Below are 19,149 nucleotides of genomic sequence, written 5' to 3'. Positions count from 1 at the left end.
CGATGGCCGGCCTCGCATGCGTCGATGAGCGCCCCCGCCCTTCGGATGCATCGGTCCGCCACGGCGCCGATTTACGACGACATCAGGGCCTCAGTCTTGGCGTGGGGCGAACAGGTGCGGTCTGGGACGAACCGGGCGGTGTGCTACTGACAGCGGCGCAGGGCTGCGGCCTTTACTTCCGACGGTGTCGCGCCGAAGCGCTGCCTGAAGGCGCGGTTGAAGTGCGACAGGTCGTTGAAGCCGGCATCGAAGGCGATCGCCGACACCGTGCTGGCGCCGGCAAGGCCGAGCGCGTTGTAGGCGAGGTCGAGCCGCGCATCGCGCAGGAACTCGGAGAAGGTCAATCCCTCCTGCTCGAACAGCCGCTGGATGTAGCGTGGCGTCACGCCCTGGCGGCCGGCAATCGCGGTGACTGTGAGCTCCGGGTCGGTCAGTTGGCGCAACATCTCGGCCTTGACCAACTCCAGTCGCGCCGCACCCAGGCTCGCGCGCACCGGTTCGGCGTTGGCCGAGGTCGCGCCCTGCACGACGAGGGCCGCGAGGTCGTAGATGTGGTTGCCGGCAAGCCGTCGCCCGGCCTCGCCGTCGGGTGCCTGCGACCGCAACAGGTCGGCATAACCCGTCAGCAGCCCGGCGCCGGCGGCATCGGCACGGATATGATGAAACGCCTTCTGACGGATGCGCGGCGCAAGCGCTGCCAGCCGCGCCTCGTTCAAGGACACGACCTTCAGCAGCGTGTTGGGCAAGGCGAAGGCCATCGACGTCGCTTCGTTGAGCAAGGTGATGTCGCCGGCCTTGATCGACAAGGCCGGCTTGCCAGCCACCGCCACCTCATAGTCGGTGGTGTGGATGGTCATCAGATAGTCCTGGCGGCCGTCCGCCGCCATCAGGTCCTTTGGGCGCTCGCCGAGCACGGCCGAATAGCATGCGGTGCCGACGGTCGTGCCGGCGTCGAGGAAGTAGGCGGAAACGTCGAAGGCAAAGTTGTCGGCGTCTTCAGGCCGAAAGCGAAGGCCGGCGACATGACGGGCGACGAAATCGTGCAGGTAGGCCAGGCGGTCGCGTGCGGGAACGTCAAAGGTCGAAAGGCGCTGCATCGAACGGTTCCATCTCAGCGTGCATCATCTACCTATGCGCGAAATGATTTGCGCATTCAGCCTATGCGGGTTGCTGTTATTGACGGAACGTCCGATGCGGTCAAGCGGGCGGCTGCCGGTTGCTGCCGGCAACCGCCATTGTGTCGAGCGGGGTCAGCTTTCGATGAACGGTTTGAAGCCGCCATAGATCATGCGCTTGCCGTCGAACGGCCATGACGACGGATCGCCCTCCAAGCGTGGGTCGGCCATCACCTTCTTCATGATCTCGTCGCGGTCCTCGCGCGAGCGGTAGATGATCCAAGAGAAGACGACGATCTCGTCGTCCGTGGCCTGCACCGCGCGGGGAAAGGAGGTGACTTCGCCATAAGGCACGTCGTCGGCCAGGCACTCGACATAGGCGATTGCTCCGTGGTCCTTCCAGACCTCGCTCCCGAGGCGCGCCATCTCCTTGTAGGCATCGATCTTGCCCTTCGGCACGGCGAGCAGGAACCCATCGACATAAGACATGCGTTTTCTCCTCGTGTTGTGACGTTGCAAGGACGAATGGCTGCCGGCCGATCCTACAATGCCGGCGAAAATTTCTTGCAGGCGTCCTCCAACGCATAAAGGTCGGATAGAGGGCCGGCTTCCGAAACCGTTGCGGCGCGCTGCGATCAACCCCATACTATGGCGAGGTGAGCACGAGGCGCGATTGCCATGCCCGAAACCACCACGGTTCCACGCACGAAACTTCGTCCCAAGACCGAGCGGCCGAAGCTGCACAAGGTCATTCTCGTCAATGACGACTTCACGCCGCGCGACTTCGTCGTCACGGTGCTGAAGGGCGAATTTCACATGTCGGAAGACCAGGCCTACCGGGTGATGATCACCGCACACCAGCGTGGTGTCTGCGTCGTTGCGGTGTTTACCCGGGATGTCGCCGAGACCAAGGCGACGCGGGCGACGGAAGCCGGCAAGGCCAAGGGCTATCCGCTGCAGTTCACGACAGAACCGGAGGAGTGAGGAGCGTCCGCGCAGCAGAGGGTAAGATGCCCGCAGGCAGGCTGCCGCCAATCCGCTACAATGCTGCCGGTCCCGTACCCGAGGCCGGGCCGACATAGAGTTCGCGTCCGCCCCAGTCGCAGATGCGGACATGGTCAGGCACCTGCGGCATTGTGAGCGTATGGAAAAGCGAGCTGGCGACATCGACGGCCGCGTCGATATCCGGCGCCTCGAGGGAAATGCGGTCGAGCGTCGCGTGCGCGCCGTCTTCCTTGCGCAGGCGATAGAATTCGATGACGAAATTCACATCTGCCTCCAGCCGCGTTCGCGAACAGGTCAGCCTTTCGGCTTGCCTTTGTAGGATGTTGTCTCTGCCTGCTTGACCTGCGAACCGAAGGTGGACGCGGCTTTGACTTCGACCTTCTCCTTCTTGGGCTTTCTGGTTTCGCGGTTGCTGCGTTGTTGGCCCTTGGCCATGGTCGTGCCCTTCCTGTTGCGAAGCGAACCTATTCGGCTACCGCTTCGACGCCCTCGAGATTGTCTTCCGTGGTGACCCGCTCGTGGTTTTCGCCGTCACTGCGGATGCGGTATTGCGGCGAGCCGTCCTTGGCCGGCAGCGTCGCCTTGACGTGGAAGGTCTCTGCGTCCTTCACCGCGATGCCGATCCGGCTCTTGATCCGCACCATCTGGCCGACGGTGAAGCGATGCGACGGCTTTTCCACACGCGGGGCTGAAGCCGGTCCTTTTGTGAACCTGATCATGCGGCCTTTTCCTGATCCTGCCGCAGCGCGGCTTCGAGTTCGGCATAGTCGATGGCGAGAACCTGGCTGGTCAGCAGATTGGATGATCGCGCGGGCAGGTGAATGTAGGTGGCGACGCGGCGGTAAGCGATCCACGAGATGCCGTCGATCAGCTCTTCGTCCTGGTCGATGTCGTAGTCGCCTGCCGGCTGGATCTCCTCGATCCCGCGCAAGGCGAACGGCCTGTCGAAATGGACGGTTGAACGTTTGGTGCGCCCGGTCATCGATGTCTCCCGAAATGAACGAAAAGCGGAGCAATGCCCCGCTTTCGCCGCCTCAAGCGTGCCTGGGTCGGACCGGATGGGTGCTGCCAGTACATCCGTGGTCAGCGTCCATCGATCCGGGCCAAATGAAATCAGAGCAGCTGAAGATTGGTGGCCGACTCGCGGCCCTTGTTGTCGCGCTCCAGCTCGAAATTCAGCTTCTGGCCTTCGGCCAGGCCGGAAAAGCCGGCGCGCTCGAGCGCGCTGACATGGACAAAAACGTCCTTGCCGCCGCCGGCCTGCTCGATGAAGCCAAAGCCCTTCTGGCCATTGTAGAACTTCACGGTCCCAGTGTTCATGTGAGTATCTTTCGAATGAGAAAAGTCGTCGCGCGGCAAGTATTGCCGCACATCAATAGATCGACGATTTGGAAAGAGTTTGGCGGGTCGAGAACCTCTGACGCCGCGATAGCCAAGCTGGCCCAAAAAACGATTGGTTACTTCTAAACCTTAATTGCGGTTTATGTAAGGTGTTTTTTTGCATGCTGGGTTCTATTTCAAAATTTATTTCGGATCGTGTCCGTCTAGCCGCGGTCGTGGAATGCTGATACCGTCTCAGCACTAGCAGACAATTGGCAGTTGCTTTCCCGCAGGACCGTCTGGTCCTTCGCGGCGGACTGCATTTCCCCCATGCGAGGACAAAGCCATGATGTTCACGAGAAGGCCGAAAACCTCAGTCGTCAAAGTTTCCGCGCCGCCGGCCAAGCTGGTCAAGCTGACCGCGCGCAAGGACGAAATCGCGCGTCTGCGGCTCGCCGATAGCGACGGCTCGCGACGTCGCGAGCTGCAAATGATGGAAGACAATCGCCTGCGCTGATTTATTTCGAGGGGCTACCGGCCCTCGCGGTACCACATTCCGCCAAGCGCCAGCAGCAGCAAGCCAAGGCCGAGGAAACCGCCGAACAGCGGCACACGCGACACTGACTTCAGCACGCTGTCGTCGGTGGTGCGGAAGCCGAGCCAGTCGCGGCCGGAGGCTTCGGCGTTGCCGCGCACCGGTACGATGCTTGGCAGCGAGATGCCGTTGGACAGCGCCGAGATGCCGGTCGCGGCGAGGCGGCGCACGTCGCCGCCGGTTGCCTCGGCGGCTGGGCGCAGCACGTTTTCGGTCGAGACCACGTCGGCGAATTCGGGCGCGTTGACCGGCCCGACATGGGCAAGCGCGGTCAGGTCGCCATTGCCGACCTGGTAGAGGCCGATCTCGCCGACCTCGACGCTGCCGGTGAAGATGCCGGGGTCGCTCTTGGCGAGCTGGACGTCGAGCGTCTTGCCGGACGGCGTGATGACGCGGGCAGGACCAGCTTCGTCGCGCATCGTCTGGCGGCGGATATCGAGCACCATGCCACGACCGTCTGCGGTCAGGCGCTCTTCCTCGAGCTCGGGCTCCTTCATCAGCCAGTGCGCGATGCGGCGGTAGAGCGAGACATGCGGGCCGCCACCCTCGAAGCCGCGTGCCCACAGCCAGCCCTGGTCGGACAGGAACATGCCGACCCGGCCTTCGCCCTTGCGGTCGAGCAGGAGCAGGGGCCTGTCATCGGCACCCTTCATCACCACTTCGCCCTCCGGCTGTTCGATGCCGATCTGGCGGAACCAGCGGCTCCAGCGCGGCGGCTCCTGCGCCGAACCCTCGAGGCCGCGCGTCACCGGGTGGCGCTGACCGAGTTCGGTCAAGCGTGGATAGAAGGCTTTCTCGACAACGTCGCCATTGGGCATGGCGGGCAGGGCAGAGATCAGCGGTGTGTTGGCGATCGACTGTTCGCCGGCATATTCGGGGCCGGCGGCGATCAGCAGCGCGCCGCCCTTTTCGACATATTCGGCAATGTAGTCGTAATAGAGGATCGGCAGCACGTCGCGGTGCTGGTAGCGGTCGAAGATGATCAGGTCGAAGTCGTTGATGCGCTCGACGAACAGCTCGCGCGTCGGAAAGGCGATCAGCGACAGTTCGTTTATCGGCGTGCCGTCCTGCTTTTCAGGCGGCCGCAGAATGGTGAAATGCACGAGGTCGACCGAGGCGTCGGACTTCAAGAGGTTGCGCCAGGTACGCTCGCCGGCATGCGGTTCGCCCGAGACCAGAAGTACGCGCAGGTTCTCGCGGATGCCGTCGACGAGGGCTATGGCGCGATTGTTGGTGTCGGTCAACTCGCCCGGAACCCGGTCGATCGACAGTTCGACGATGTTGCGCCCGGCCGACGGCACGGTGATCTGCAGCGGCATTTCCTGGCCGACAAAGGCGCGCTGCACCGACACCTGGTTACCGTTGATCGACACGCGCACGTCGACCGACCCGGCCTCGCCTCCGGTGTCTATCACGCGATAGGTCATGTCGAGCGGCTTGCCGACGATACCAAAGCGGGGAGCGTTCTCGAAGCGGATGCGGCGGTCGCGCTCATTCTCCTCGCCGGTGATGAGCGCGTGCAGCGGTGCGCTGATCGCTGGGGCACCGGGCACGTCATGCACCTGGCCGTCGGTGACCATCACGGCGCCGCCGATACGCGACGGCGGAACATCGCGGAATGCACCTTCGAGTGCCGCAAACAGCCGCGTTTCGGTGCGGTCGTCGGCGGCCTCGGAACGGCCGGCCTCGACGACACGCACCTCGAACTGCCTGAAGCGCGCCAGCCGTTCCTTGAGGCCTTCGACGGCTGCATTGGTCTGGGCGGTACGGTCGCCGATGTCCTGGCTCTGGCTGCGGTCGACGATGATCGCGACCACGCTCTTCAGCGGCTCGCGCTCTTCGTCGAGGATCACAGGGTTTGCCAGTGCCAACCCGAGCGCGCCGAGCGCAACCAGTCGCAGCCAGGCGCCGCGCTGGCGGAACCAAAGGCCGACAAAAGCGAGCAGGGCGAGCGGCACGAGCAGCGCCGCCAGAAGAGGCCACGACAGCAGGGGCTCGAAGGCGACGGACCAGTTCATGCTATTGCCCCAGCCGTTCGAGCAGGACAGGTACGTGCACCTGGTCGGATTTGTAGTTGCCGGTCAGCATGTACATCATGATGTTGACGCCGGCGCGTAGCGCATAGACGCGCTGCATCGGGTCCGAAGGCACCGTTGGCAGCATCGGGTCGCCGTTTTCGTCGATGGCCCAGGCGCCGGCGAAATCGTTGGCGGTGATCATGATCGGGGTCACGCCGTCACCTGTGCGCACCGGCCGGCCCTCCGCGTTCGATGCCTCAAGCGACGCCTCGACCCACAGCGGGCTGCCGTTGAAACGGCCGGGGAACTCCGGAAGGATGAAGAACGCCTTGGTCAGCACATGATCGGCCGGCACCGGCTCCAGTGGGGGCACGTTGAGGCTGGAAAGGATATCGCGCAGCCGCTCGGTCGCCGGGCTCGCTGCATCGGCGCCAATGCCATTGGCGAACTGGTCGCGGGTATCGAAAAGCACGGTGCCGCCCTGCCTCATGTAGGCGTCAACGCGGGCGATCGCCGCTTCGCTCGGCATCGCGGCGGCCGGGTCGATCGGCCAGTAGATCAACGGGTAGAAGGCAAGTTCGTCCTTGGCGATGTCGACGCCGGCCGGCTCGCCCGGTTCGAGCGCGGTCTTCTCGATCAGGAATTTTGTCAGCCCGGCGATGCCGGCACGGCTTATGGCATCGACCGCGGATTCGCCGGTCAGAACATAGGCGACGCGGGTCTTCGAGATAGCCTCGACCGCCTCGACGTCGCCTGGCTTGGCGTCGTCGGCATGCGCCAGATCCGGCTGCGCCATCAGTGCGCCGAGGCAAAGCAATACTGCCGCGGCCGTGCCGGCCGTTCGCCCGCGTCTCGCGCCACGGCGCGAGAACGTGCCGCCCATCCAAAGCACGGCGAGCGTGTCGAGCGCCATCAATGCCAGAGCTGCTGCCACAAGCGAGCCTTTCAGGTCGCGCGATTCGTCGAAAGCGTAACGTATTTCGGTCACCGGCGCAGAAAGCTGCGGTCGCACCAGCGGCGACAGCGTGCTGTCGGTTTTCAGCAGATTGTGGGCGAGCACACCTTCTTCGCTGCCATAGAGGCCGGGTGGGTTTTCGAGCGTGACGGGCAGGGCGCCGGCACCTGCCAGCAGCGGCCGGGCATCCGGCGTCGGCGGCACAATGCGGCCGTCCGCCGAAATCATCCGGTACGGTGCCAGCGATGCCGGCTTGCCCTCGATGCCTGTGGTTGCCGTGCCTTGGTTACGCGACAGCTGCACGATCCGGCGCAGCATCTCGACGAAGCTGCCCGAGATCGGCAGGTTCGACCATGTCGCCTGCGGCGCGATGTGGAACAGCACCAGCGTGCCCTTGCCGCGCCGGGCGCCCGTCACCAGCGGCGTGCCGTCGGCGAGATTGGCCCAGGTGCTGGCAGCAAGGTCAGGCGTCGGCTCGGCCAACACCTGCTTGCTCACAGTCACCTCGTTGGGCGGCGACAGGTCGGCAAACGGGCCGGCGTTGGGGAAGTCGCTGACCGGTTGCGGTGCCGTCCATGACAGGGCGCCGCCGAGCGAACGTTCGCCGAGCCTGAGCCGCACCGGCAGCAATTCCTCGTCATTGCCGGCCGCGGCGAGGCGGGAGCCGGCGAAACGCACCAGCGTGCCGCCCTCCTTGAGCCAGGTCAGCAATTTTTCGCGCGCCTGCGGCGGGATGGTGCCGACGTCGGCCATGACAATCATTGCCGGCTTCTGCTCCAACATTTGCGGGATCGCCTCGGCGAGATCCGAACTCGTCGGCTCGCTCAGGTCAGCAAAGGGTTCGAGCGCGCGGCGAATGTAATAGAGCGGCGCCAGCAGCGGCTGCGAGTCGTCGGCGTCCGACTGCGACAGCAGGCCGACACGGCGGCGTTTGGAGCTGTCGTCGAGCACCCGCACGGCGCCTGCCTGGCCCTGGCCGTCGAGCGCGATCGAGGCAAAATCGTTGCGCAGTTCGAAAGGCACGGTCATCGTGCCGCTTGCCACCGTCTCGCCCGGCGCGAAGGCCAGCGTGGCGTCGGCGATGCGGCGGCCCTTGTCGTCGAAGGCACCTGCCGTCACGGCCCCCGGAGCGGGGTCGCCCGGCGCGCGGATGGCGGTCAGCGCAAAGCCGTCCATTTCGTTTTCGGCTGATGTCAGGCCCTTGGCGTCGAGCCGTTCGGGCGAGGCCCACAGCACATTGGCTGGGTTCTGGCCCAGCAGCGTCGAAAACGCTTGCTCGTCGCCTGCACCCGCCAGCCCGTCGTCGAGAATGGCTATGCTCGTGCCGGGCAAAGTTGCCAGAACGGTGGCGACGCGTGCGTAAACGGGGCCTCTGTCGGTCGGCACCGGCCGCGGTTCGGCGGCGCGCAGGCGATCGAGTGCTGCCTGCGCATCGAACGGACCGATCTCGGCATTGGGCTTTTCGGCGGTGAAGGCCAGCACGACCGGCTGTCCTGATGCACCGGCATCGGCGATAAGCCGTTCGGCCGTGGCAACGCGGCGTTTCCAGTCCGGTGCGCTCGCCCAGCCATTGTCGACCACAAGTGCCAGCGCAGCTCCGCCCGTCGGCAGTTTCTCGCGCGGATTGAAAACCGGCTCGGCCAACGCCAGCACCACCAGTCCCGCCATCAGCAAGCGTAGCAGGGTGAGCCACCACGGGCTTTGATGTGGGGTCTCTTCCTTCTTGAACACCCGCGCCAAAATCTTCAGCGGCGGGAAGATTTCGGCCTGCGGCTTGGGCGGCGTCAGCCTGAGCAGCCACCAGATGACGGGCAGGGCGAGCAGCCCCCACAGCACGGCTGGAAATCCGAACGACAGCGGCAGCCAGCTCATCGGCGCCCTCCCGGTCCGTGGCCTTCCGAGGTCAACGCCATATGAACGCGCACCAGCGCCTCGGAGGCGAGGCGGTCTGTATGGTTGACCGTGTAGCTCCAGCCGAGCCGCTTGCACCAGGCGGCCAGTTCCTCGCGGCGCGCGCCGTAGAGATTGCGATAGGCGTCCGACAATTGCTCGGCGCGGCCGGCGGTCAGCTTTTCGCCCGTCTCGGGGTCGGTGAATTCGGTGCGGCCGGCATAGGGGAAACTCTCTTCCGCAGGATCGGCGACCTCGATCAGATGGGCGCGGGCGCCATGGCGGGCCAACGTATCGAGCCAGGCCATCGTCTCTTCGACCGGATCGAGGAAGTCACCGATGATGACGATGTCGGAGAAGCGACGGATGCTGGACAGATCAGGTTTCGCCGGCAGTGAAACGGCTTGCGCCAGATGCGAGGCCAGCCGCTCGGCGCCGTTGCGGGCGCTGAACGGGTCGGTCAGTCCCGGCCATGCTATGCGCTCGCCGCTGCGTGACAGAAGCTCGGCCAGCGCAAAGACCAGCACCAGTGCGCGTGATTCCTTCGACACGGTCGCCGTCTTCGACTTGTACAGCATCGACGGTGACAGGTCTGCCCACAGCCAGACCGTGTGGGCCGCTTCCCATTCGCGGTCGCGCACATAGGTGTGGTCGTCGCGGGCCGAGCGCCGCCAGTCGATGCGCGCCATCGCCTCGCCCTGCACATAGGGTCGGAACTGCCAGAAATTCTCGCCTATGCCGCGCTTCTTGCGGCCATGCCAACCGGCGATGACAGTGTTGACGATGCGGCGGGCCTCGACCAGCAGGTCAGGCACCAGCGAGGCGCGCAACCTGCCACGGGCAAGCGCATCGCTGGTCGCAACCGGTGCCGATGCCTCGCCGATGCGCGCCATCAGATGTCCTTGACCAGCCGCGCCACCACGTCGCGGACCGTCATGCCTTCGGCGCGGGCGGCGAAGGTCAGCGCCATGCGGTGCTGCAGCACCGGCTCCGCCAGCGCGCGGATGTCGTCGATCGACGGCGCAAGCCGCCCGTCATAGAGGGCACGCGCCCTGGCACACAGTGTCAGCGCCTGGCTGGCGCGCGGACCGGGCCCCCAGGAGACGTGTTTGTCAGTCTCGGCATGGCCCTGGCTGGGGCGCGCCGAACGCACCAGCTTGAGGATCGCCTCGACCACGGTTTCGGGCACCGGCATGCGCCGGATCAGCAACTGGATGTCCTTCAGGCGTTCGGGATCGAGCACATTCTGCGCCCTGGCGTCTTCGATGCCGGTGGTTTCCAGCAGGATGCGTCGCTCGGCTTCGAGCTCGGGATAAAGGATGTCGACCTGCATCAGGAACCGGTCGAGCTGGGCTTCCGGCAGCGGATAGGTGCCTTCCTGCTCGAGCGGATTCTGGGTTGCCAGCACATGGAAAGGGGCGGGTAGGTCGTGGCGCTCGCCGGCGACCGTCACGTGGTACTCCTGCATCGCCTGCAGCAGTGCTGACTGGGTGCGTGGGCTGGCGCGGTTGATCTCGTCGGCCATCAGCAATTGCGCAAAGATCGGCCCTGATATGAAGCGAAAGGAGCGTTTGCCCTGGTCGTCCTGCTCCATCACCTCGGAGCCGAGGATGTCGGATGGCATCAGGTCGGGCGTGAACTGGATGCGGCGCGAGTCGAGGCCGAGCACGATGCCGAGCGTCTCGACCAACTTGGTCTTGGCAAGGCCGGGCACGCCGACAAGCAGCGCATGGCCGCCGGCCAAAAGCGCCACCAGAGTGCGTTCAACGACGCTTTCCTGGCCGAAGATGACGCGGCCGACGCCAGCGCGGATCTTGGCGATGTCGGCAAGCGCACGTTCGGCTGCGGCGATCATCTCGCTCTCGCTCATCGCCGTTTCCTTGATCATCACGCTCATGCGGGCCGGATCCTTCTTCTGGCGCGGCGCCTGAAATCAAAACCGATTCCCGGACTGCCGATGCGCTCACTCAAAATGCTACAGCGTGCCTCTCTCGTCCATCAGAACAGGGGGCCGCTTCGTCAATCTACAAGGATTATTTGCCTCTTGGTCCGGTGCGTCGTCCGTGTGCACGTCGTGCCTGCCGCCCAATCCCCAGAGGTCAAACGATCCCGGGCGTCGCGATCTCCATGCCCGCACCTTTGCGAGGTCATGGCATTGAACTTAAATCACTTGCCTATGCTGACAAGCGCAACAACAGTGACTATTTCGTGACCATGACTGGCGACCTTGACCATAGCCGCGAGGCGGCAACTGACCTTGGCCTGACCCGCGCCGGCGACACCGCCGGCCTCGAGGCGCTGATTTCGCGTGCCGCCCGCGCCGGCAAGGGCCTGCCGCCGGTCGAGCGCTGGAATCCTGATTTTTGCGGCGATCTCGACATGGAAATCAAGCCCGACGGGACCTGGTTCTATTTGGGCACGCCGATCGGCCGCATGCCGCTGGTACAGCTGTTTTCGACCGTCCTGCGTAAGGACGAGGACGGCAAGACCTACCTGGTCACCCCGGTGGAACGGGTCGGAATCCGCGTCGTCGACGCGCATTTCGTTGCTGTCGAGATGAATGTGACGGGCGAGGGCGCTGACCAGATCCTGACCTTTCGCACCAATGTCGGCGATGTCGTCGAAGTTGGCCCGGAGCATCCGCTGCGCTTTGTCGACGAGCCGGAGACAGGCGGCCTCAAGCCATACCTGCTGGTCCGCGGGCGCCTCGAGGCGCTGGTGGCGCGTCCGGTGATGTACGAGCTCGCCGAAGTTGGCGAGCGCATCGACATATCAGGTAAGGACATGTTTGCCGTGCGTTCGAAGGGTGAGGTCTACCCCATAATGCCCTGGGACAAGCTGGAGCGGCTGAGCGCGTGATGGTTCATGCCCTGAGAGCGCATTATTCGGCGCAGGATTTCCGCCAGCGCGCCGCACAGGAGCATCTCAACGATGCGGTTGCCGACTATGGCGACCACGTGCTGAACCCGGACATGCGCGAACTGTTCGTGCACGACAGGCTGCGCGATGCCGCTGTGCTGATCCCCGTGGTGGATCACGGCGATGCCTCGACGGTCATCCTCACGAAGCGTGCCGAAAAGCTGAAGAGCCATTCCGGCCAGATCGCCTTTCCCGGCGGACGCATCGACCCGACTGACGTCTCGCCCGAGGCGGCGGCGCTGCGGGAAACAGTCGAGGAGATCGGCATTACCTCCGACTACATCGAAATCATCGGGCGCTTGCCGGATTATGTCACCGGCAGCGGTTACCGCATCGCGCCGGTGCTTGGCATCGTGCGTCCCGGCTTCCGCCTGACAGTCAACGAGGGTGAAGTGGACGACGTCTTCGAGGTGCCGCTCGGCTTCCTGATGGATCCGGCCAATCATGGCCGCGCCAGCCGCACCTGGCAGGACCAGGAGCGCTTCTTCTATGCCATGCCCTATGAAGAGCGTTACATCTGGGGCGTCACCGCCGGCATCATCCGCGCGCTCTATGAAAGGCTCTACACATGAGCGCAACTATCGCCGGCGCCTCCTGGCTGAGCGACCCGCAGCTGCAGAAACTGCTCGCAGTGCTGAACGCCGACGGCGGCGAGGCGCGCATCGCCGGCGGTGCCGTGCGCAATACGCTGCTCGGTGAGCCCGTCGCAGATGTCGACATCGCCACGTCAAATCTGCCTGACGAGACCGTCCGGCGCGCCGAAGCGGCCGGCTTCAGGACCGCACCCACCGGCGCCGAGCATGGCACCATCACCGTTATTGCTGGCGGCAAGCCATTCGAGGTCACCACCTTGCGCGCCGACGTCGAGACCGACGGTCGCCGCGCCAAGGTCGTCTTCGGCAGCGACTGGACGGCTGACGCCGAACGACGCGATTTCACCATCAACGCGCTCTATGCCAGTGCCGACGGCAGCGTGATCGACCTTGTCGGCGGGCTGACCGATCTCGACAGCCGGACGTTGCGCTTCATCGGCGACGCCGAGACCCGCATTCGCGAGGACTATCTGCGCATCCTGCGCTTTTTCCGCTTCTTCGCCTGGTACGGCAAAGGCCGTCCCGATGCCGAAGGGCTGAAGGCCTGCGCCCGGCTCAAGGACGGCATCGCGCGGCTGTCCGCCGAACGCGTCTGGTCGGAGCTCAAGCGGCTGCTCGGCGCGCCCGATCCGTCGCGTGCCATGTTGTGGATGCGCCAGGCCGGCGTGCTGACCGCCGCTCTGCCCGAGAGCGAAAAATGGGGCATCGATGCCATCCACGCGCTGGTCCGCGCAGAGAACGATCTCGGCTGGAAAGCCGACCCGCTGCTGCGGCTCGAATCGATCGTGCCACCGGATGCGGCGCGCATGAAAACCCTTGGCGACCGGCTGAGGCTTGCCAATGTCGAAACCGACAGGCTGGTCCAGTGGGCGGCAACCACCAAGGTTGAGCCAACCGTTACCGAGGGCGAACTGGCCAAGCGGCTCTATCGCGGCAATGTCGACGCCATCGCCGATCGCCTGCGCCTCGATCTCGCCTCAGCGCGCGGTCGCGCCGAGCAGGACGACAAGGCGCTGATCGAAGCCGGCGGCTATTTCCGCCTGCTGTCCTTCATCGGCACATGGCAAAAGCCCGACGTTCCCTTGCGCGGCGGCGATCTTGCTGCGCTTGGCGTCGAGGGCGCGGCACTCGGTTCGTTGCTCAAGGCATTGGAAGGAGAGTGGGTCGACAGCGGCTTTGTGCTGGACCGCGACGCGCTGCTCGAGCGCGCCGCCAAGATGCTGAAAGTCTAGCGCATACGCCCGAAAATTGGTGTCGATTTTCGGAAGGCACTATGCGTGAGATTCAGAGGTCAGGCCGCGTTGCGGACCTTCTCGATGCGCGAGCGAATGGCTTCTATCATCGTCTCGCGGATGATGGTTTCGCCATGGGTCTCGCGCATATGCTCGGCCACGCGGCGAATGATTTCAGCTTCGTCCTCGTGGCGGGTGTGCCACTGGCAGCCGGGGACAAGCGACCCGCACTGAAATTCCTTCATCGGATGTCTCCTTCCTCGTCCGTTTCGGGGGTGCACTATAACACGCAATCGGGCGATTGGTTGCGCTTGGTGGTGGGCCAGTCGACAGTTTGAGTTGGTCCGCCCGAGCATTCGTGGAAAAATCCCGCTTTGTCAGTGCGTTGACGCTGCAGGTTGAAAAAATGATTCCGCCGGCTCGCGTTCCGGATCAATGAAAAGGGCGGAACCTCGTGTTCCGCCCTCAGACTGCTGACAAACCCCTGGCGAGAGTTGGGGGTTTGTGATTCAGTGGGTGATGTTGAAGCGAGCCGGCCCTGAACAAACCGCACTTGAGATCGTCACGCTCGATCAACTGGTTCCAGTTGATCACCTTCTGCGCAAGATCGATGGTGTTATCGATTTCTCGTTCATCCACGATCTGACAGCGCCGCTTTACTGCGCCGACAATGGTCGCCCGCCACTTGATCCGACTTTGATGTTCAAGGCGCTGTTCATCGGCTACCTGTTCGGGGTGCGCTCGGAGCGGCAATTGGTGCGAGAGATCGAGGTCAATGTCGCCTACCGGTGGTTCCTGCGGCTGAAGCTGACGGACAAGGTGTTCGACGCCTCGACATTGTCGCAGAACCGACGCCGGCGCTACCAGGACGAGACGATCGCGCAGGCGATCTTCGACCGCATTGTCGAGCAGGCGATCGGGGCAGGCTTGGTCGACGGCCCGGTGCTCTACACCGACAGCACGCACCTGAAGGCCAATGCCAACAAGGGCAAGTACGACCTTGCCATGGTCGCCAAGTCGCGTGCCGACTACTGGGGCGAACTCGACCGGGCGATCGACGCCGAACGGGCGTTGCACGGCCAGAAGGCGCTGAAGGAGCAGGAGCGGCAGCCTGCGGTGAAAGAGACGAAGGTCTCGCGCACCGATCCTGAGGCTGGCTATATGGTGCGCGAGGGCAAGCCGAAGGGCTTCTTTTATCTCGATCACCGCACGGTGGATGGCGGCTTCGGCATCATCACCGACACGTTTGCCACGCCGGCCAACGTGCATGACTCGATCGTCTATCTCGACCGGCTCGACCGCCAGGTGGAGCGTTTCGGCTTCGACGTCACGGCGGCGGGGCTGGATGCCGGCTATGCCACGCCAGGCATCGCCAAGGGCCTGGAGGACAGGAACATCCAGGGTGTCGTCGGCTATCGCAACCCGACCCGGCCAAAGCCTGGCAAGATGAGGAAGGGCGCTTTCGTCCATGAGCCGGACCTTGACGGCTATCGTTGCCCGCAGGGCCAGTTGCTCACTTACGCCACCACCGATCGCGGCGGTTATCGCCACTACAGGAGCAACCCGACGATCTGCCGCAACTGTCCGCTGCTGGCGTCTTGCACATCAAACGCCAAGGCCGAGCGCACCATCACGCGCCATGTCTGGCAGGATGTCCGCGAGCGGGTCGATGCCAACCGCTTAAGCGCATGGGGCAAGGCGATCTATCGACGCCGCAAGGAGACGGTCGAGCGATCCTTCGCCGATGCCAAGCAGCTCTTCGGCCATCGCTATGCCCGCTTCCGAGGGCGAACACGCGTGGCCTGCCAGTGCCTGATCGCAGCCGCCGCCCAGAACATGAAAAAGATCGCAATCAGCCTCTGGCCAAAGCCAAAACCAAGCCTCGCATGAGGCCAAAGCCGGCTCGCAACGGCCTTGGCATCTGCTCCCCGAAATCAATCCAAAAGCTCAATCAACCCACAAAACAAAACCCCGCCGAAATTCGACGGGGTTCGTCAGCAGTCTGAGGGCGGAACCTCGTGTTCCGCCCTTTTTGCAGCGCGGCTTGGGCGCTACTTCACGATCTTGACGGACTCAGCCACCTTGTTTGTGCCGCTCATGTCCCAGGTGATCGAAACCTTTTCGCCTGCCTTCAGGCCGGGATCCTTGAACTTCTTCGACAGCAAGAAGGATGTGCCGTCGGCGAGCGTCAGGCTCATCGCCTTGGCGTCGAAGGTCTTGATCGTCCCATCCGTATGCTGGACGGCGGCGAAGGATACGGCAGAGGTTGCAAAAATGGCAGCTGCGGCTGCCGGAACAAGAAGCTTGCGCATGGCATGCTCTCCGACGAATGCGGGCGCCCGAATGGACCGACCCGCCTTATGAAGGGCCGTCCAGTCACGTCGCGTCGCGGCCCAAGAGATCGAGCCGCCGGCGTTTCCCGGCCCCGGCGATAGAAATAGCCGTGCTTTGCCAGGGGCATATTAGACGAAAAACATATTTTCAAACGGTGACTTAGCCGCATTCCGCGCCCAAATCTCTGTTTGTGGCGCCGAATGTGGCAACTGCGAACCTTACGAAAAAGTAAGACCCCGTGAGAGCTTGGCGATTACTCGCCGAACCTCTTCTTTGGCTTGTACTTCTTGGCCGCGCCAGCACCCGCCGGCTTGTCGTAGGCCGGCTTGTCACCAGCACGCTTTTCGAACGGCTTCTTCTCGTAAGGCTTCTTTTCAAAAGCCTTCTTCTTGAAGGGTGGCTTGTCGGCGGGATCGTATTGGCCCTTGCGGTGCTGCTTCTTCGGCTTGGCGCCGTGGTCGGATGCAGGCGCGGCACCAGTACGGGTGATGGTCACGCCCTTTTCGCCGGTGCCTTGTTCCTCGACGGCCGCAGCAAAGGCGTCGGCACGCTCGGAGATGATCTCGAAATGCGAATCGTTCTCGAAGATGCGGATCGAGCCGATCTCGCGCTTGGTGACGCGGCCTGCCTTGCAGATCAGCGGCAACAGCCAGCGTGGTTCGGCGCGGTGCTTGCGGCCGACCGAGACGGCGAACCAGACGCCGCTTTCGAAGCGGTTGTCGGGACGTTCCGCCTTGGCGGCGTCGAACACTGGCACAGGGCGGTCCGAGAGCTCTTCGGCGGCGGGACGCGAGGCCATCTGCTGTCGCAGCCAGGCCAGCGCGATCGTCTCAGGCGAGTGGGCGGCGAGGATTTCGGCGACCTGCGTTGCCTCGTCCTCGGCGGCAGCCTCGATGTCGGTGAGTTCCGCCAGCATGCGCTCGCGGTTGCGGGCATCGATCTCTGCCGGGCCGGGTGCTGCCTGCGTCGTTGCCTCGAGCTTTGCCAGCTTGAGCAGGCGGGCAGCGCTGCCACGACGGTGGAACGGCACGATCAGCACGCACACGCCCTTGCGACCGGCACGGCCGGTACGGCCCGAGCGGTGCAACAACGTATCAGGGTTGGTCGGCAGGTCGGCGTGGATGACGAGGTCGAGGTTCGGCAGGTCGATGCCGCGGGCGGCGACGTCGGTCGCCACGCAGACGCGGGCGCGGCCGTCTCGCATTGCCTGCAGCGCGTTGTTGCGTTCGGCCTGGCTCAGCTCGCCCGACAGCGCCACAACGGCGAAGCCGCGATTGGCAAGGCGCGCCGAGAAGTGCTTGACCGCTTCGCGCGTCGCGCAGAACACCATTGTGCTCTGGGCATCGAAGTAAAGCAGCGTGTTGATGATGGCGTTCTCGCGCTCGGACGGAGCGACCAGCACGGAGCGGTATTCGATGTCGTCGTGCTGGCGGCTTTCGCCTGCTGCGGTGATGCGCAGCGCGTTGCGCTGGAAGCGCTTGGCCATCTGGGCGATCTGCGGCGGCACTGTTGCCGAGAACAGAAGCGTGCGGCGTTCCTGCGGTGCTGCCGCCAGGATGAACTCCAAGTCTTCGCGGAAGCCGAGGTCGAGCATCTCGTCGGCTTCGTCGAGAACCACGGCGCGCAGACCGGAAATGTCCAGGGAACCGCGGGTGATGTGGTCGCGCAGGCGGCCCGGCGTGCCGACGACGATGTCGGCGCCTTCGTCGAGTGCGCGGCGTTCCTTGCGCATGTCCATGCCGCCGACGCAGGAGGCGATGCGGGCGCCGGTCGCGGCATAGAGCCATTCGAACTCGCGGCGCACCTGAATGGCGAGCTCGCGCGTCGGCGCGATGATCACTGCCGAAGGTGCTGCGCCCGGCGTGAAGCGCTCGCGGCCGTCAAGCAGGGTCGGCGCGATGGCTATGCCGAAGGCCACCGTCTTGCCCGAGCCGGTCTGGGCCGAGACCAGGAGGTCGACGCCGCTGGCCTCGGGAGCCAGCACCGAGGTTTGCACCGGGGTCAGCGTTTCGTAGCCACGCGCGGCGAGCGCTCCGGCCAGCGCCGGAACCATGTTGTCGAAAATCGTCACGAAAATCTTCCAATGAGAGCAAGGCCCGTCACCAAAGGACGAGGGCCAAGGAAAGCGCGCTCTCTAAAGCTTTGCTGCCCGCACGTCAATGCGACGGCGGGCAGGGCAGCCATGCGTCCGGCTCAGGGCCACCTGACCTCAGGTGGCATGCTCGACAGGATCGAGGCGATGTTGCCGCCGGTCTTCAGGCCGAAGATCGTGCCGCGGTCATACAGCAGGTTGAACTCGACATAGCGGCCGCGGCGCACCAGCTGTTCGTCGCGGTCGCCGTCGGTCCAGTTGGTGTTGAAGTTCTGCCGCACCAAATGCTGGTAGGTGACGAGGAAGGCGCGGCCGACGTCCTGGACGAAGCGGAAGTCTGCGTCCCAGCCGCCCTTCTCCTCAGGCGAATGCTGCCAGTCGAAGAAGATTCCGCCGGTGCCGCGCGGCTCGTTGCGATGCGGCAGGAAGAAGTACTCGTCGCACCAATCCTTGTATTTCTGGTGGTCGGCAACACCGGCGTGCTTGGAGCAGGCAAACTGCATCGCCTTGTGGAAGGCGACGGTATCGGCGTCGTCCTGCGTGCGGCGGCGGTCGAGCACCGGCGTGAGATCGGCACCGCCGCCGAACCACCAGCGCGAGGTCACCACCATGCGTGTGTTCATGTGCACGGCGGGTACGTTCGGGTTCTGCGGGTGGGCAATCAGCGAGATGCCCGAGGCCCAGAAGCGCGGGTCTTCTTCGGCGCCCGGCATCTGCTTGCGGAATTCCGGCGAGAACTCGCCATGCACGGTCGAGGTGTGCACGCCGACCTTCTCGAAGACGCGGCCATGCATCATCGACATGATGCCGCCGCCGCCCTTGCCGTCGTCGCGCTGCCAGGGCGTGCGCTCGAAACGGCCCGGTGCCCATGACGCCAGCGGTCCCTCGACCTCATCCTCCAGCGCCTCGAAGGCGAGGCATATGCGGTCGCGCAACTCCTCGAACCAGGCGCGCGCGCGCGCCTTCCTGTCTTCGATGTCGGCCGGCAGTCCCGCCGGGATTTCAGGACGCTGCAATTTAGGCTCCGCACAAATGACTCGTAATTGTCCGGCGCGATCCCTAATCTCCTTCTCGCAAGGGT

General features: G+C 64.4%; 21 protein-coding genes. 6 read left to right on the top strand and 15 right to left on the bottom strand.

Annotation, left to right across the window (positions count from 1 at the left end; genetic code table 11):
• Nucleotides 1–143 precede the first annotated feature (143 nt).
• Nucleotides 144–1,097: a helix-turn-helix transcriptional regulator gene (locus Amn_RS20640; RefSeq protein WP_286291277.1), complete on the bottom strand. Its 954-nt coding sequence runs from the start codon at nucleotides 1,095–1,097 to the stop codon at nucleotides 144–146.
• Nucleotides 1,098–1,250: 153 nt separating this feature from the next.
• On the bottom strand, nucleotides 1,251–1,604 hold the full coding sequence (locus Amn_RS20635) for a DUF1428 domain-containing protein (protein WP_286291276.1): 354 nt from the start codon (nucleotides 1,602–1,604) through the stop codon (nucleotides 1,251–1,253).
• Nucleotides 1,605–1,793: 189 nt separating this feature from the next.
• On the opposite strand from Amn_RS20635, the gene clpS reads away from it, so the two are divergent.
• Nucleotides 1,794–2,099, top strand: a complete 306-nt coding sequence (gene clpS, locus Amn_RS20630; RefSeq protein WP_286291274.1) for an ATP-dependent Clp protease adapter ClpS — start codon at nucleotides 1,794–1,796, stop codon at nucleotides 2,097–2,099.
• A gap of 55 nt (nucleotides 2,100–2,154) precedes the next feature.
• Here clpS and Amn_RS20625 read toward each other — a convergent pair whose 3' ends face one another.
• The 5 genes from Amn_RS20625 to Amn_RS20605 form a co-directional block, all read right to left on the bottom strand.
• Nucleotides 2,155–2,385, bottom strand: a complete 231-nt coding sequence (locus Amn_RS20625; RefSeq protein WP_067959310.1) for a hypothetical protein — start codon at nucleotides 2,383–2,385, stop codon at nucleotides 2,155–2,157.
• A gap of 29 nt (nucleotides 2,386–2,414) precedes the next feature.
• The gene (locus Amn_RS20620) at nucleotides 2,415–2,555 is read right to left on the bottom strand and encodes a hypothetical protein (protein WP_165915833.1); all 141 of its coding nucleotides are present in this window, start codon (nucleotides 2,553–2,555) and stop codon (nucleotides 2,415–2,417) included.
• Nucleotides 2,556–2,584: 29 nt separating this feature from the next.
• The gene (locus Amn_RS20615) at nucleotides 2,585–2,839 is read right to left on the bottom strand and encodes a hypothetical protein (RefSeq protein ID WP_067959314.1); all 255 of its coding nucleotides are present in this window, start codon (nucleotides 2,837–2,839) and stop codon (nucleotides 2,585–2,587) included.
• Complete coding sequence (locus Amn_RS20610) at nucleotides 2,836–3,102, bottom strand: hypothetical protein (protein WP_067959317.1); 267 nt, start codon at nucleotides 3,100–3,102, stop codon at nucleotides 2,836–2,838. Before Amn_RS20610 ends, Amn_RS20615 begins: the two co-directional genes overlap by 4 nt.
• A gap of 131 nt (nucleotides 3,103–3,233) precedes the next feature.
• Nucleotides 3,234–3,440 carry a cold-shock protein gene (locus Amn_RS20605; protein WP_067959320.1) on the bottom strand — a complete coding sequence of 69 codons (207 nt, stop codon included), beginning with the start codon at nucleotides 3,438–3,440 and terminating at the stop codon, nucleotides 3,234–3,236.
• A gap of 346 nt (nucleotides 3,441–3,786) precedes the next feature.
• Between Amn_RS20605 and Amn_RS20600 the strand changes: the two genes are divergently transcribed.
• Complete coding sequence (locus Amn_RS20600) at nucleotides 3,787–3,957, top strand: hypothetical protein (RefSeq protein ID WP_157097043.1); 171 nt, start codon at nucleotides 3,787–3,789, stop codon at nucleotides 3,955–3,957.
• A gap of 14 nt (nucleotides 3,958–3,971) precedes the next feature.
• Here Amn_RS20600 and Amn_RS20595 read toward each other — a convergent pair whose 3' ends face one another.
• From Amn_RS20595 to Amn_RS20580, 4 genes are read right to left on the bottom strand one after another with little or no spacing between them, the layout of a single operon-like run.
• Nucleotides 3,972–6,053 carry a hypothetical protein gene (locus tag Amn_RS20595; RefSeq protein ID WP_286291266.1) on the bottom strand — a complete coding sequence of 694 codons (2,082 nt, stop codon included), beginning with the start codon at nucleotides 6,051–6,053 and terminating at the stop codon, nucleotides 3,972–3,974.
• 1 nt (nucleotide 6,054) lies between these two features.
• Nucleotides 6,055–8,880: a DUF4159 domain-containing protein gene (locus tag Amn_RS20590; protein ID WP_286291264.1), complete on the bottom strand. Its 2,826-nt coding sequence runs from the start codon at nucleotides 8,878–8,880 to the stop codon at nucleotides 6,055–6,057.
• Nucleotides 8,877–9,791, bottom strand: a complete 915-nt coding sequence (locus Amn_RS20585) for a DUF58 domain-containing protein (RefSeq protein WP_067959328.1) — start codon at nucleotides 9,789–9,791, stop codon at nucleotides 8,877–8,879. Before Amn_RS20585 ends, Amn_RS20590 begins: the two co-directional genes overlap by 4 nt.
• Nucleotides 9,791–10,795 carry an AAA family ATPase gene (locus Amn_RS20580; RefSeq protein ID WP_067959330.1) on the bottom strand — a complete coding sequence of 335 codons (1,005 nt, stop codon included), beginning with the start codon at nucleotides 10,793–10,795 and terminating at the stop codon, nucleotides 9,791–9,793. Before Amn_RS20580 ends, Amn_RS20585 begins: the two co-directional genes overlap by 1 nt.
• 317 nt (nucleotides 10,796–11,112) lie before the next feature.
• Here Amn_RS20580 and Amn_RS20575 point away from each other — a divergent pair, with 317 nt between their 5' ends.
• From Amn_RS20575 to Amn_RS20565, 3 genes are read left to right on the top strand one after another with little or no spacing between them, the layout of a single operon-like run.
• The gene (locus Amn_RS20575; protein ID WP_067966250.1) at nucleotides 11,113–11,757 is read left to right on the top strand and encodes a DUF1285 domain-containing protein; all 645 of its coding nucleotides are present in this window, start codon (nucleotides 11,113–11,115) and stop codon (nucleotides 11,755–11,757) included.
• Nucleotides 11,757–12,389 carry a CoA pyrophosphatase gene (locus Amn_RS20570; RefSeq protein ID WP_067959332.1) on the top strand — a complete coding sequence of 211 codons (633 nt, stop codon included), beginning with the start codon at nucleotides 11,757–11,759 and terminating at the stop codon, nucleotides 12,387–12,389. The genes Amn_RS20575 and Amn_RS20570 overlap by 1 nt, the downstream gene beginning before the upstream one ends.
• Nucleotides 12,386–13,642, top strand: a complete 1,257-nt coding sequence (locus Amn_RS20565) for a CCA tRNA nucleotidyltransferase (protein WP_067959334.1) — start codon at nucleotides 12,386–12,388, stop codon at nucleotides 13,640–13,642. Before Amn_RS20570 ends, Amn_RS20565 begins: the two co-directional genes overlap by 4 nt.
• 59 nt (nucleotides 13,643–13,701) lie before the next feature.
• Here Amn_RS20565 and Amn_RS20560 read toward each other — a convergent pair whose 3' ends face one another.
• Nucleotides 13,702–13,887, bottom strand: a complete 186-nt coding sequence (locus Amn_RS20560) for a DUF1059 domain-containing protein (protein ID WP_067959336.1) — start codon at nucleotides 13,885–13,887, stop codon at nucleotides 13,702–13,704.
• A gap of 274 nt (nucleotides 13,888–14,161) precedes the next feature.
• Here Amn_RS20560 and Amn_RS20555 point away from each other — a divergent pair, with 274 nt between their 5' ends.
• Nucleotides 14,162–15,532, top strand: coding sequence for an IS1182 family transposase (locus Amn_RS20555; protein WP_286291255.1), 1,371 nt, complete (start codon nucleotides 14,162–14,164; stop codon nucleotides 15,530–15,532).
• A gap of 161 nt (nucleotides 15,533–15,693) precedes the next feature.
• Here Amn_RS20555 and Amn_RS20550 read toward each other — a convergent pair whose 3' ends face one another.
• From Amn_RS20550 to hemF, 3 genes are all read right to left on the bottom strand, one after another.
• Nucleotides 15,694–15,954 carry a DUF1344 domain-containing protein gene (locus Amn_RS20550; RefSeq protein WP_192315062.1) on the bottom strand — a complete coding sequence of 87 codons (261 nt, stop codon included), beginning with the start codon at nucleotides 15,952–15,954 and terminating at the stop codon, nucleotides 15,694–15,696.
• Nucleotides 15,955–16,229: 275 nt separating this feature from the next.
• On the bottom strand, nucleotides 16,230–18,047 hold the full coding sequence (locus Amn_RS20545; protein ID WP_067959342.1) for a DEAD/DEAH box helicase: 1,818 nt from the start codon (nucleotides 18,045–18,047) through the stop codon (nucleotides 16,230–16,232).
• Between the two features lie 122 nt (nucleotides 18,048–18,169).
• A complete protein-coding gene (gene hemF, locus Amn_RS20540) occupies nucleotides 18,170–19,084 on the bottom strand; it encodes an oxygen-dependent coproporphyrinogen oxidase (protein ID WP_182573325.1) in 915 nt (304 codons plus the stop codon).
• Nucleotides 19,085–19,149 lie beyond the last annotated feature (65 nt).

Source organism: Aminobacter sp. Y103A, from assembly GCF_030294925.1.
Lineage (GTDB): Bacteria > Pseudomonadota > Alphaproteobacteria > Rhizobiales > Rhizobiaceae > Aminobacter > Aminobacter ciceronei.
Note: the sequence above shows the minus strand (reverse complement) of the source record. Positions and strands in the feature narration are given on the sequence as shown.